Origin of the sequence: Rouxiella aceris, assembly GCF_012933545.1 — a bacterium.
In the GTDB taxonomy this organism is placed as follows: domain Bacteria; phylum Pseudomonadota; class Gammaproteobacteria; order Enterobacterales; family Enterobacteriaceae; genus Rouxiella; species Rouxiella aceris.
This window is the reverse complement of record NZ_JAADJU010000013.1, coordinates 48,301-61,924: the sequence shown is the minus strand read 5'-3', so window position 1 is coordinate 61,924 and position 13,624 is coordinate 48,301. Positions and strand designations below refer to the sequence as shown.

Below are 13,624 nucleotides of genomic sequence, written 5' to 3'. Positions count from 1 at the left end.
TCCTTTTTACTCTATAAAATCAACTCACTTTCTGATCTTGATCCGCCAGGAAATAAGTCCGCACATACACAGCCTCAGTGCTAATTTTATAGTCATTATCCTCCGTTTGCTGTTGCTCCTGCGGCGAATTTATTTGCGGTGAAAGTGAAGGATTACTGGTAGATGGCGGTATAAGATTAACCGCGGAAATAGATTGACGTGCAACTTGCCGCAGCAAAAGAGGCGGCAGCAATTTATTTTCTAGTGATTGACTACGTTTATCACGTGTTTGAGAACTTGACGGCTGAGGTTCCGGCGCTGTTGACTGTTTTAGTTTTCCATACATATAGTAAACAAAACCCACCAAGGCATCAGGGTGCGGCCCGGCCATAATATGCCATCTTAATCTCACATTTTGTGGTTCATAGAGTTTTTTAAAAAAGTCCAATACTGCCGGGCTATTACGCAACTGCACGTTTTGCGAACCGAAGTCAAGGAACTGGTAGGTTGCTACCTCTTTCGAATGCCAAAAAGTACTATCAAAATCAATACCTTTATCTTGGACATAATGTAATCGGTTTTGCAAGGATGTCGCAAAATTCAGATCGTTACAGGCCATACCATAGGCAATATAGGGTGACTGCTGAATTTTGGTAAAATTCTCGGCGACCCGTGATGGTTCCCCTACCCGCATTCCGCCCCGAAAGAAACCATAGTAAATTTCATCATGACCGCTGGCCCCCACCTGATGAGCGACTTCATGCAATAATACGGTGCGCTTGTGGGCCTGGTCACTTAGCGGATCGATGGCCAAATTATAGAATACCCGCTTGGCGCCTTTACCCTTTTTATAAGTGTAAGACTCGGCATCCATCGCAATACCAAGAGGAGCATTTTTATTATCTGGTTCAATAAAACGTCGCCCCTGTTTATCATGTACAGGCTTTAAGAGGACAATATTTTTATAAACAGAATCGGAATCAAATTTATCATAGAGTTTTGCCATGATGGCGCTAAAACGTTCCCTTTCTTTTTTAGTCAGTAAATCAGGGTCAATATTAAAGTAGGTTTTAAAGTGTTCCCAACGTGGATCATCACCCGCCCAATCCTTGCCAATGATCTTTAGCATATCGCAAATTGTATTACTCGCTGATTTAAATTCACTCAGCAATCGGTGATATGCACTCGTCTCTGTGGCACTATCATGGTCAACTTTCTTATAGGTCCAGTTTTCGGTTTCTTCTATTGTAGGATCAAAACTTTCTGTTAACTTAAGAAGTGTATTATAAAAATAGCTGCCAGGTGTAAGCTCAGCCTTTTTTTTATTTTCTATAACCTCGCGCTGTGCCTCTTCCAGAATTTTTATCTTTTGGCGCTTTGCCACCAGGCGATGCGCCCTCTCAGCCAGATTTCCCAGCCAATGTAACTCATCGATATAAGACTGAACTTTATTTTTTTCGACTTCCTTTCCTCTATCACCAAACATACGATAAAGCTCTGAACCGGAAGCAGACTGTGACAATTGATAACCTATCTTACGGAAAAAAGTGGCCACATCGGCTAACGAGGGTTCTTCAATGGTGAATATTTTTCCATTAATAATATTGCCAAAAAACTTGCGAATCCCCATTACTTGCGCATATGACATTGGGGTTTCGGTTAACGTAGAAAAATCCTTATCACGCCAGCGATAACCACCGCGGCCTAAATGAGGTTCGGCGAAATGTTTTAATACTTCCGGTTCATTTTTGCCATCAAGAATTGAGTAAGCATTAATAATTTCATCAGCAAAATTATGGTCAATCAACTGACGATCAACGGCTAACAGTTTATTGTGGATCTCGCTTTTGAATAAGTTACTGTTTTCTACCTTTGTAAGTGAAACACCATCATAATGATCATGCTGTCCGGATGACTGCATAAATAGCTTATCCTCCGAAGATAAAGGCCAAAATTTACCATCGCGTCCCATATGTCGGTAGTGTATTTTATTGTCAGCGGGAGAAGTTAGCGCCAAAATATAATCTTTGCTTTTGTTATTAACAGCATAGAGTCCCTGAAAGACCATGTCCCCCGATGTATTGATAAATTTTTCCGGACCATCACCACGATGTGGCAATGATTGCGCCCCTTCATCAGCAACAAGTTTATTGGCATTATCCGATTTTACAAAATAAAAACCTCCACTTGACTCATAAATATTAAACTGTAAATCCTCAGGCATATTTTTATTGCCAATAATTTTAAACACCCGCCAGCCTTCACCATTGACAATCTCACAGCGAAAGTACTTATCCCCAACAGGAATATAGGTTTTTCCTGACTCGTAAATAATCTGTTTACCTGGTGAAAAGGCAGTATGATCCGGTAACCCTCGTAAACTGGTAACCGAAGGGTATTCGGCATAAGCCGTAATAAAATTAAAATGCTTTTGCAGCACCGCCGCGTGCCGCAATTGACTATAAGGGATATCCCCCTGCAGATAGCTGGCAAGGGCCTTTTCGATGACTTTTCCCCGCACCATTTCCTGTTGATAGAAACCTTCAGTATTAGTGAGTTCAGAAAATTTATTCTCGCCAAGACGCGTGGCATACTCACCTGCCCTCACCTGCCGTTCGCCCGAGTTGGGTGCAAACTCTATGACCAGTTTTCCCGGCAAAGCGAGCGACATTCCTGTCGGGACTCTCCCTGTAAACTCTTGCAGACGGTAGGTTGGCCTGGCTAAAGGCAACAAACGGAGTCGCGGCTGTGGCTGAGGCTCCGAGTTTTTATAATAAATATTCTCTATGGCATTTTTCAGCCAGGCATCACGGCCAATATTGCTATCCTCTGACGATAATCGTTCTTTTGCATCAGCGGATATCCAACCCTTGAATTGTTTTGCCACCAGTGATGTCACCTGGCGCTCAATAAATTTGCCGGCGGTGACCTCAGCTTTAAGGCCTCCTAATAAAGAAAGGAAACAGCCCAGCGAATCAGAGCCCACCTCTTGCAGTCGCTGTTTTAATTGTTCTTCGCTGGTCGCACCGCCGGTTTTCACTAAATCCCATATCGCTTCAAGGCAGACTAACGGGGTCATGGAGACCAGTTGACTGCCCAATTCCTTTAAAAAATCACTTAGCTTAACGCCTTGCGACGGAACATCGTCATCGGCTACGCGGCTGGTATGGCTGGCGATTTTAAAATTAATCGGGTCTTCAGCGACCAGCGTCTTAATAAAATCCGTCTCGTTATCTATGGTGGAAAATGCAGATAACAGAGGGGTTTCTTGCAGTCGGTATTGCTTAAGCACGTCAGGATCAAGCACCAACACTTTTTCAGTTTGGCTCTGTCGCTGTGTATCATCGGTAGCGCTGACAGGATCGACACCTAGCATTTGCACCGGAGGAAATGCCGCTGCTGCATAGCTGATAGCCAGCAGATATTGCGGCTGCATGCCAGGTGAAAGCTCCCCGGCGGCAGGCAACACCTTAATAAGATAACCCAGTGACGTCATAGTCAGGTTTTCTGCGCTGGTCTCTTTTGATACCAGCGAAAAACGGTTTACGGTGACGCGTTTTTCCTTGATAGCCTGGCTCAAAAGCTTTCGATCCTCCACGGGTAGATGATCGAAAGCCATATGATAAAGTGCATTTTCAGCCTCAGCCTTTTTTGTTAACAATTCGCTTAAGCGATTGAGATCTTCTGAATCTGCCAGCGGTTCTTTTGCGTTCTGCTGCAAAAAAGTATTGATGTTGCTGACCGCACGGGAGTAACGCAGCGCCTCCTGCATGCGGGTGTCGACGTAGTCATGCAATCGGCCATAACCCTGCTTTATTTGGGCTAATAAAGTTAATCGTCTTGGTGAGTCAGAAGATCGTCGCCCGGCAAGCTGTACCAGCATTTGATCGACAATCTGACTGTTGGATGCCTGGTAGTGCCGGATGAAATCGGCCCCGGCCAAAGCAAACGACCCTGACCAATATTTCTTATGTGTTCCTACCGGAATACAAGCAGCGCCGATGTTGTAGAGCGTGGCTAATTCGCTGGCGAGGGGGAGTGACCGAACGACGTCCGTTAGTCGGTCAACGTCGTTGGCAATGGGGAACAGATTTTTTAATTTAACCTTGATAATTTGCTTAGCCGCTGATTCCTCAGCAAAATCCCAGAGTGAATAACGCGATAATACACGCTGGCTAAGCATTTCACTCCACTGCTTGCCTTTAAGGCTGGCCAGGGAGGGTGATGGCCAACCATTGCCCTGCACCCAATCGGCGGTTTCGTCCAATATCAGATGTTCAAGCGGAGTTGTGGCGGACAGCGCCTGATCAAACAGATCGGCCAGCAGATTGATAACCAGATTTTCTCGGTCAGGCAGCGCCATAATAATCTCAATCAACGCCTCACTCCGGTCTTGCAATCCTAACAGCCGTTTGAACTCCCCCTCCAGTTTGCCCTCTAACAACTGCTTTAAAAAAAAACGCATTTCCTTGCTATTGAGTTCCGACTCATTGCTGATAATGCGATTAATACAGGCCAGAATGTCCTGACGGTCGAGGGTTAACTGCGGGGTTAACGCCTGTAAATCCATACCATCTTCACGCGTACTATCGGCACTGGTGGCAAGTTGCAGATAGGCTCTTATTCCCTTGCCTAAAGTCGCACTATGTTGCTTAACCAGATTGCCCAGACTGTTAATATGTTCCGACCACAGCGAGGCTTTATTAATCTCGGAAGTGAATTTGATCCCTGCGCGCTCGGCCAGTGGGCCATCCTGTGCCATTGCCTCCCTGGGTCGCCGGGATAAAACCGTTTTTTTTCTCAGTAGATTGCCGGTTTTCTGCATGCTCGGTAAGTGACAGGCTTTGTCTGCCAGGATGAGACCATTGTTTGCCCGTAGCACAGGTGCACTGCGCTGCCCGAATCGCCAGGTATTATGCGTCGGGATTTTTTTCTCCATGAGACTGCTCTTTACGTTCGGTGCATCAAATTGATTCCTGCCGGTAATATTCATTTTATGCCCTCGTCAGCCTGATTAATTGTGCCTGCGGTCTTATATGCCAAACAAAAAACCGGCTCCGGGCGAGACGCCTTCTCTTTATGCGACAAAAGTCCATTTAATTTTTGGTGGCAAATTATAGAGGGCCGTTCCCGTGTTGTTGACCGGGGAGCAATAGATAACCACACAACCGCATTGGCGGTTATATCGTCAGGCAAGGTATATCAATGAGTTAAACCAGGTGTCGAGCGAAAAAAATAATCCGTGGCTATTTTAGCAACGGATTATCAGTAGAGTAATTACGGATCGAAACTTATTACTTAAATATTTTCACCATTGCTGGCAATAACCTGTTTATACCAGTTAAAACTTTTCTTTTTTGAACGTTTTAAGCTGCCGCTATGGTCATCGTGTTTATCGACATAAATAAAACCGTAGCGTTTATTGTATTGTCCGGTGGTGTAAGAAACACAGTCAATACACCCCCAGGGGGTATAACCCATTAAATCAACACCGTCCTCAATAACCGCTTTTTTCATTTCTGCAATATGGGCACGCAGATAATCAATGCGGTAATCATCATTAATGGTCCCGTCCTCAGCGGGGATATCCACTGCACCAAAGCCGTTTTCAACAATAAATAGCGGTTTTTGATAGCGTTCATATAACGCATTAAGCGTATAGCGCAAACCTACCGGGTCGATTTGCCATCCCCATTCCGAGGCAGCAACATGCGGATTACGTTTACTGCCATCAACCGACTCAATACTGGCAGCAGTATCTCTGGCCGCAAACTGTACGGCATTACTCATATAGTAACTAAAGCCCAAATAATCGGTACAGCCTTCACGCAGAATGGTGGCATCTTCCGGCTGCATGGCAATCTGGTAGCCTTTAATTTCCCACTCTTTAAGCAAATAAGAGGGATAGTAGCCGCGCATTTGTACATCACCAAACAGATAGCGTTGACGCATTTGCTGTTGTGCAAAGATCACATCATCTGGATCGCAGGACCAGGGATAAATCGGCACCATGGCCAGCATGCAACCAATCTTGAAATCAGGGTTGATCTGGTGCCCGCGTTTGACCACACGGGCGCTGGCGACGAATTGATGGTGCAGAACCTGATACATCGCCTGTTCCGGATTAGGCTGATCGGTAAAAATCACCCCGGAACAGGAGTAGCCAAACAGTGGAATTTTCCAGTTGCGCTGATTATTGATTTCGTTAAAGGTCATCCAATATTTCACTTTGCCCTGATAGCGCTGCATCACCACTTCGCTAAAATGACAAAAGAAATCGACTACCTTACGATTTAACCAGCCGCCATACTCTTTGACCAAATGATAAGGCATTTCAAAGTGCGACAAGGTAATCACCGGCTGAATATTATATTTCAGCAGCTCATCGAACATATCATCATAAAATTGCAGCCCGGCTTCATTGGGTTGCTGTTCATCACCATTGGGAAAAATACGCGACCAGGCGATAGAAGTACGGAAACATTTAAAGCCCATTTCGGCAAACAGCGCGATATCCTGTTTGAAATGCGTGTAAAAATCCACCGCCTGATGATTGGGATAACGGTAACCCGCCTGTACGCCATCGGTCACCACGCGGTCAACGCCGTGGGCGCCACCGGTCAACACATCAACAATACTTGGTCCTTTACCTCCCTGATCCCATCCGCCTTCAACCTGATGCGCGGCAACGGCTCCACCCCAAAGAAAATCATTAGGCAATTGCTTGCTAAACATATCCAATCCTTACTGTGCTAAAAAAACATACGGGTTATCTGATTCAGTATTCAACCTGGTAGTGCAGATCCTCGCCATTACTGCGGATCACCTGCTGGTACCAGAAAAAACTTTTCTTTTTAAAACGCGCCAGATCCTTCAGGTCTTTTTCGTCACGGTTGACATAAATAAAACCATAACGTTTGCCAATTCCCTGATGGGTACTGACCAAATCAATGGCTGACCACGGGCAATAGCCCATCACCTCTACGCCGTCACTGATGGCTTGTTGCAGTTGTTCCAGGTGACAACGCAAATATTCGATGCGGTAATCGTCATAAATCTTATTGCCCGATGCCAGTTCATCGAACGCTCCAAGACCGTTTTCGGTAACGATCAACGGCAGGCGGTAACGTTCGTAGATTTCGCGCGCGGTGATGCGAAAACCCAGCGGATCGATATACCAGTTAAATTGATTTTTCTGCAGATAGGGGTTATCAACCCCCACATAAACACTGCGATCGATGCCGGCCATTTGCTGATCGACCGCCCTGTTCGCCGCCCCGGACTCCGGCTTATCTTTGGCGCTATCTGCACCCACCGTCGCTGAAGCGTAATAATTAAAAGCAATGAAATCAGGCTTGCCCTGGCGCAATAACGCCATCTCGTCGTCGGTGATCTGTGGCAGATAGCCTTTCTCTTTAAGAAAGCTCCAGGCGGTGGCGTTGTAGCGACCAAAACAGGCAAGGTCGAGATACAACCAGTTACGGATAGCGCTAAAATTATTGGCCGCCAGTACATCTTCCGGACGGGAAGTGGCCGGATAGATACAGGAAATATTGGGTGCGGGGCCAATTTTGGCGGTCGGCAACATCTGATGACAGGCAATCATTGCCCGTGCCTGTGCCAACATCATATGGTGATTTTGCTGATACAGCGCCCTTTGTGGGTCCGGCGTATCCGCCGGCAAGGTGCCAATCACCTCTCCTTTAAGGATCATCATATTTTGTTCGTTGATGGTCAGCCAATACTTGACCCGATCGCCATAAAGCCTGAATGCCGTGCGGGCATACTCCTCAAAAGCAGCAATAGTCTCGGGGTTGGACCACCCTCCCTGTTGCTGTAAAGCCCATGGCAAATCAAAGTGGTATAGCGTGACCAACGGCTCAATATGATACTGCCCCAGCAAATCAATCAGACGCTGGTAAAAGGCGACGCCCAGAGGATTGATCTCTCCTGTCCCCTCGGGAAACAACCGCGCCCATGAAATGGAAAAACGGTAAGTTTTCAGCCCCAGTTCAGCAAACAGGGCGATGTCTTCTTGCAGATGATGATAGTGATCGCTGGTTACTTTAAAATCACTTAACTCTGCGTTAAAAACGGCATGGTCGATCACTGAAGGGCCTTTGCCCTCTTCGTTCCACGCGCCCTCGACCTGGTAAGCCGAAGTAGAAGCCCCCCACATAAAGCCCTGTGGGAAAGGGGTGAGCTGTTGATGTTGCATGGTTCCCTCCTGGTTCAGCGATTTTTCAACACTGAAATCTCACGGTGTAAATAAATAATTTCTTCAACCAGTTCACGGCAAAGCATGGCGTTCATCAGGTGATCTTGCGCGTGGACCAGGATCAAACTTACCGGGATATTGCCGACGCCCTCATCGGCACCGATCAGTTGTGTTTGGATCAGATGTGCTTCACGGGCGGCCGTTTTGGCAGCCGCCAGGTGTTGCTCAGCCAGCGGCCAGTCATAGGCCCGGGCGGCGCGCAGCGATTCCATGGAGAAAGAGCGCGATTCTCCCGCGTGGATGATCAATTCCATAATGATGTTTTCAAGTTCCATAATCAGTTCTCCACCGGTTGCAAACTGGGTTCTTCTTGTTCAAGTAATTGTTTTTCATATATTTTGAAAAACGGATAATAGATCAGCGTTGAGACGCAAATCAGCACAGCTACCAGAATAATGGCGCGGAAATCCCAGCCGGTTGACCAGGCGGCACCAATTGGTCCTGGCGTCGTCCAGGGTGCAAGCGAAACCACATGGTTCACCAGGCTGGTTCGGGTGGCGATGTAGGCGATAATGGCGTTGACCAGCGGCGCGGTAATAAAAGGAATAAACAGCAGCGGATTCATTACCACCGGTGAACCAAATATTACCGGTTCATTAATATTGAACATGCTGGGCACCAACCCCAATTTGCCAATCGAACGCAAATGGGCCGAACGGCTGCGCAGATAGAGGAATACCAGCCCCATGGTGGAGCCTGAGCCGCCGATCACAATAAAGAATTGCCAGAATGGCTCGATAAACACCTGGGTCAGTGGCTGACCGGCATTCAGTTCCTGCTGATTGATGCCAAGGTTGGTCAACCAGAACGCCTGCAAAATACCGCCGACAATGACCGCACCGTGAATACCGGCAAACCACAGCAAATGACAAAGCAGCACGGCAATAAGAATGGCCGGTAACGAATCCGAGGCAGAAATAATCGGGGCAAAAATCGACATAATCGCCTGCGGCAATAGCATGCCAAACTGATGCTGAATAAACAGACTTAAAGGAAAAAGCGTAATAAAAATTGCCAGTATCGGGATCAGTAAATCAAAGGACTGCCTGATTTTGGGCGGCACCTGCTCAGGCAATTTAAAACCGATATGGTATTTTTGCAGCACATGCATTAATTCGGTGGCATAGAGGCTAACCAGAATGGCGGTAAAGATCCCCTCCCCGCCTAACGAACCTACCGGCAGCGCGCCATGGCTTTGCGGCGAAGCCACCACCAGAAACGACATTAACGACAGTGACGCGGCCATAAAGCCATTCATTTTGTAACTTTGCGCCAGGTTATAAGCAATGGCGGCGGCAATATACACCGCCATAATGCCCATGGTCATATTATAGGGCATCATAATCTGATCAGAATAACGTGCCACCATGCCCAGCCACCACTGAGCAAAACCCCATTGGCTATCGGCGCCAAATGGCGGGTGGGCAAATAACAACATAAATGAACCGACAATTAAAAAAGGCATCGAAGAGATAAAACCATCTTTGATTGCCACTACATGGCGTTGACTTGAAAGTTTTGCCGCGACCGGGCTGATTTTATTTTCAATTACGCTAAACAATGACTCACTGAGTGTGCTCATTATTTTACCTCATTTGACGCGATCATTTTCAAGGTTTCATTGAGGATTTTTTCACCGTTCATCATGCCGTAGTCCATGGTATTGATCACCACCACGGGTTTGTGCTGCTGGTCGGCAATCGCCTTGAATTCTGCCAGTTTATACTTGATTTGCGGCCCGAGCAGGCAGCAGTCATAGTTTTGAATTTGCTCACTAAACTCCTCAAAACCTATGGCATTGATCTCAACGTCGATATCACTTTGTTTGGCGTATTTTTCCATGCGTTGGACAAGCATACTGGTAGACATTCCGGCGGCGCAGCACAGTAAGATCTTATTCATTTTTTATCCCTCGGTGTGGTGTCGTAATAGAAATATACAAGACAACGCCGTTTCTGCAACCGGTTTCAGATTAGTTAAGCTGATTTGTGATGGCGATCGCACAGAAAAAATACAGATATAATTTTTGTCAACAACACTGGTTTTACTGCTGAATGGGATTATTATTATGAATAAGCATACAATTAAAAATAAATGTACTACCTATTAATTATTGCATATTAATTCAGCAGTTAATAATATCAACTACTGAGGTGTGCAGAAAAAAACACTCATGCTGGTGCAATAAAGCATCGCCCTTTAGCTGATCATCAGATGATTGAATAACTTGTTAGACTCATCAGGAAAAAGGTACGATAGATGAATAAAATGTCTGCTATGGAATAAACAATGATCACCATGCTTGATGTCGCCCTTAAGGCTGGCGTTTCCAAAGCCACGGTATCACGCGTGTTAGCCGACAATAGCTATGTCAGCAAAACAACCCGCGATCGCGTATTTAAAGCGATAGCAGAAACCGGCTATCGCCCCAACCTGCTGGCACGCAATCTGGCAACCAGCAAATCGCAGAGCATCGGTTTGATGGTCAGTAACACGCTGTACCACGGCCCCTACTTTAACGAACTGTTGTTTCAAACCGCGACCATGACCGAAAGCTACGGCCGTCAGTTGGTGCTGGCCGACGGTAAACATAGCGCCGCCGAGGAACGCCAGGCCATCGAGTTTTTACTCGACTTACGCTGTGACGGTATCATTGTTTATCCGCGCTATCTGGATGCCGCGCAGTTATCGCAGATAATTGATGCCTCCTCGAAACCTATTATCATCGTCAACCGACAGCTTGAGGCGAATCCCCGCCACTGTGTCTTTGCCGAGCATCAACAATATAGCTATAACGCCGTCGAGCATCTGATTAAACAAGGCCATCGCGACATCGCTTTTATTACCGGCATTCCGGGATCGCCAACGGCAGAGAGCCGTCTGCGCGGTTATCGACAGGCACTGGAAAAATATAACCTGCCCTTTCGTCAGGCGTGGCTGGAAGAAGGTGACTGGACAATGCAAAGTGGTCTTACGGCGACTAAGGCACTGTTATCCCGCGATATCAGCTTTAGTGCTCTGGTGGCCAGTAACGATGATATGGCCATTGGTGCGGCAAATCAGCTACACGCCGTCGGCAAAGCCATTCCACAGGACGTATCGCTGGTCGGTTTTGACGATATTCAGATGGCTTGCTATTTTATTCCATCACTCAGCTCGGTACGCGTACCGGTGGCCGAGATGATTAAAACGTCATTAATCCAGTTGGTTAATATGATGGAAAACCGCCCTTTAGCACCGTTGCCGCCGTTTCCCGGTGAATTGATAATCCGCGACTCCCTGGGCGCTGGCCCTTATGCCGGATATTAATCGGGTTTTAACCAGGCACCTTCACAAAATAACCGCGTCGCGGCCAGGCTCTGTTGGTGCCGCGCTGGGGCATCCCCCGGTAGCTGGGCCAGTTGCAGCAGCATGGCAACAAAAAACTCGGCCAGCAGCGATAATGCAATATCCTGACGAAATACACCACTTTGCTGCGCCGCTTGCAGATTTTCCTGCATAATCTCGCTTAATACTCGCTGATCGCTGCGACCTTCTGCAGATAACAAAAAAAGTTGTCGGCTGGCTTGTTCATTCTGCGCCAGAAAATTCAGCAGCTTACGAAAGCTCAGGGCAATGCGATCCATCACCTGATTTTCAGGTACCTGCGGATCGATTTTCAGGGTTCTCGCCAGGGTAAATAACTGCTGGCGAAACAGAGCGGTCGGGGTAGCGGTCAAAGGTTGTTCCTGTCTGGCGATTGGAGAGAAGAATTTAGGCTGGGGTTATTATTGTGAGTCACTAAGCCGTTGTCCAGAAACCTTTCCCAAGACTAAAGGGGCTTACCGCATGCCGGCAAGCCCTGCTTGTCACTCTAGTTGCTGGCTATCGCATGCACTCGTTTATCGCGGCGGATTTTACGTTCTTCAAGCACGGCCACCATCGCCATCAGCACAATACAACCAATCGCGGCGCTGTCGAGCGCGGCAAAGGTACCGGCCCAACCGGTCAGACCGAAGACTGGTGTACCATCGGCGATCATTCCCAGTCCCAGCTTGGCAAAGCTGTCACCAATCAGATAAGCGAAGGTACCTTTAATGCCATCGGCGGCACCAATGGCTTTTTTCGGTACAAAACCTACCGCCGCCACGCCAATCAGCAGTTGCGGGCCAAACACCAGAAAACCCAAGGCAAACAGTGAAGCCAAATAGACATACTGATTACTGGCATGCTGATAAACGCCCAGGGTGGCGATAATTAATGCCAGGGCAATACAGGCAACCAGCGCCCGACGGCCGTTCGCCAGATCCGACAACCAGCCCCACAGCAATGTGCCGACCAGTGCGCCCACTTCAAACAGGGTGAAGCCCTGAATCGCCACTTCTTTGGAAAGTTTCAACTCCTGAAAAGCATAGACCGTTGACCACTGATCGATACCGATCCGCACGACGTACAGGAAGATATTGGCGAAGCACAACAGCCAGATCACTTTGTTTTTCAGCACATACTCGACAAAGATCTGCCATTTGCTCATCGACTGATCTTCGGTCTCCTGGTCTTCTTCGCTGATCTCTTCGTCGAACAGCTCTTCCGCTTTGCCCAGGCCGTAAGATTCCGGTGAGTCACTGCCGTAGCGCAGACCAATAAAGCCGACAATCAACGCGATAATGGACGGAAAGATAAACATGCCGATAACGTGCCCACCAAACAGGTAGTTCGCCCCCAGCAACGCTACCCCGGCGGCACCCGCCCCGCCAAGATTGTGCGAGATATTCCACATCCCCAGATAGGTCCCGCGCTTGCGGCGCGGCGTCCATTTGGTGATGGTAGAATAACTGCAAGATCCCCCCGCGCTCTGGAAGAAGCCGCTCAGTGCATAAAAAGCAATCATCATAAACAGGCTGATGGAACCAGCTCCCATACTGGCACTAAATCCCAACATGCAGATAGCAGACAGGATCAGCATAAACGGCAGGAACTGCTTGGTGTTTTTGCCGTCCGCATAGTAAGAAACCAGGGTTTTACCCACGCCGTAGGTGATGGAAAAACCGAGGCCGATCATGCCCAATTGCGTCATACTCAGCCCGTAGGTCGAGATCATGTCATTTTGCGCGATATTGAAATTCTTGCGGATCAGATACATGGTCAGGTAGCCGATAAAGACTACCAGGTAGGACTGCATAAAGGGTTTAAACCACATCTTGCGCCGCACTTCGAGCGGCAGATCCAGGGTCGGCTTACGCACCTGATTTAATAAGGCCAGCATTGTTTACTCCTGATTTGGTTACCTGCGTAATAGCAGGCATTGTAAAAATCAGCAGCCGCTTTGGCCTGAGACAGAGTCGTGGGCAAACCGGGAAAATTTCCTAGTTTTGCGCCTGTCGTAGT

At 47.5% G+C, this 13,624-nt stretch carries 9 protein-coding genes; 1 reads left to right on the top strand and 8 read right to left on the bottom strand.

The window, feature by feature from the left end; genetic code table 11:
* Positions 1 to 19: 19 nt before the first annotated feature.
* The 6 genes from GW590_RS20885 to GW590_RS20860 form a co-directional block, all read right to left on the bottom strand.
* Complete coding sequence (locus tag GW590_RS20885) at positions 20 to 4,972, bottom strand: hypothetical protein (protein WP_169405012.1); 4,953 nt, start codon at positions 4,970 to 4,972, stop codon at positions 20 to 22.
* A 305-nt stretch (positions 4,973 to 5,277) separates the two neighbouring features.
* Positions 5,278 to 6,714, bottom strand: a complete 1,437-nt coding sequence (locus GW590_RS20880) for a 6-phospho-beta-glucosidase (protein WP_169405011.1) — start codon at positions 6,712 to 6,714, stop codon at positions 5,278 to 5,280.
* 43 nt (positions 6,715 to 6,757) lie between these two features.
* Positions 6,758 to 8,197 carry a glycoside hydrolase family 1 protein gene (locus GW590_RS20875; protein ID WP_169405010.1) on the bottom strand — a complete coding sequence of 480 codons (1,440 nt, stop codon included), beginning with the start codon at positions 8,195 to 8,197 and terminating at the stop codon, positions 6,758 to 6,760.
* Positions 8,198 to 8,211: 14 nt separating this feature from the next.
* Positions 8,212 to 8,532, bottom strand: a complete 321-nt coding sequence (locus tag GW590_RS20870; RefSeq protein WP_169405009.1) for a PTS lactose/cellobiose transporter subunit IIA — start codon at positions 8,530 to 8,532, stop codon at positions 8,212 to 8,214.
* A 2-nt stretch (positions 8,533 to 8,534) separates the two neighbouring features.
* Positions 8,535 to 9,839, bottom strand: a complete 1,305-nt coding sequence (locus GW590_RS20865; protein ID WP_169405008.1) for a PTS sugar transporter subunit IIC — start codon at positions 9,837 to 9,839, stop codon at positions 8,535 to 8,537.
* Positions 9,839 to 10,159, bottom strand: coding sequence for a PTS sugar transporter subunit IIB (locus GW590_RS20860; protein WP_169405007.1), 321 nt, complete (start codon positions 10,157 to 10,159; stop codon positions 9,839 to 9,841). The genes GW590_RS20865 and GW590_RS20860 overlap by 1 nt, the downstream gene beginning before the upstream one ends.
* Positions 10,160 to 10,546: 387 nt before the next feature.
* On the opposite strand from GW590_RS20860, the gene GW590_RS20855 reads away from it, so the two are divergent.
* The gene (locus GW590_RS20855; RefSeq protein WP_169405006.1) at positions 10,547 to 11,566 is read left to right on the top strand and encodes a LacI family DNA-binding transcriptional regulator; all 1,020 of its coding nucleotides are present in this window, start codon (positions 10,547 to 10,549) and stop codon (positions 11,564 to 11,566) included.
* On the opposite strand, the gene GW590_RS20850 is transcribed toward GW590_RS20855, so the two are convergent.
* Both GW590_RS20850 and uhpT read right to left on the bottom strand, forming a co-directional pair.
* Entirely contained in the window at positions 11,563 to 11,976 is a 414-nt protein-coding gene (locus GW590_RS20850; RefSeq protein ID WP_169405005.1) for a hypothetical protein, read from the bottom strand. The two genes, GW590_RS20855 and GW590_RS20850, sit on opposite strands and share 4 nt — an antisense overlap.
* 134 nt (positions 11,977 to 12,110) lie before the next feature.
* Positions 12,111 to 13,502, bottom strand: a complete 1,392-nt coding sequence (gene uhpT / locus GW590_RS20845) for a hexose-6-phosphate:phosphate antiporter (RefSeq protein ID WP_169405004.1) — start codon at positions 13,500 to 13,502, stop codon at positions 12,111 to 12,113.
* Positions 13,503 to 13,624 lie beyond the last annotated feature (122 nt).

Excerpts from the sequence above, each read along its gene's own strand:
- GW590_RS20885 (WP_169405012.1), bottom strand. The coding sequence starts at position 4,972 with ATGAATATTACCGGCAGGAATCAATTTGATGCACCGAACGTAAAGAGC.
- GW590_RS20880 (WP_169405011.1), bottom strand. The coding sequence starts at position 6,714 with ATGTTTAGCAAGCAATTGCCTAATGATTTTCTTTGGGGTGGAGCCGTT.
- GW590_RS20875 (WP_169405010.1), bottom strand. The coding sequence starts at position 8,197 with ATGCAACATCAACAGCTCACCCCTTTCCCACAGGGCTTTATGTGGGGG.
- GW590_RS20870 (WP_169405009.1), bottom strand. The coding sequence starts at position 8,532 with ATGGAACTTGAAAACATCATTATGGAATTGATCATCCACGCGGGAGAA.
- GW590_RS20865 (WP_169405008.1), bottom strand. The coding sequence starts at position 9,839 with ATGAGCACACTCAGTGAGTCATTGTTTAGCGTAATTGAAAATAAAATC.
- GW590_RS20860 (WP_169405007.1), bottom strand. The coding sequence starts at position 10,159 with ATGAATAAGATCTTACTGTGCTGCGCCGCCGGAATGTCTACCAGTATG.
- GW590_RS20855 (WP_169405006.1), top strand. The coding sequence starts at position 10,547 with ATGATCACCATGCTTGATGTCGCCCTTAAGGCTGGCGTTTCCAAAGCC.
- uhpT (WP_169405004.1), bottom strand. The coding sequence starts at position 13,502 with ATGCTGGCCTTATTAAATCAGGTGCGTAAGCCGACCCTGGATCTGCCG.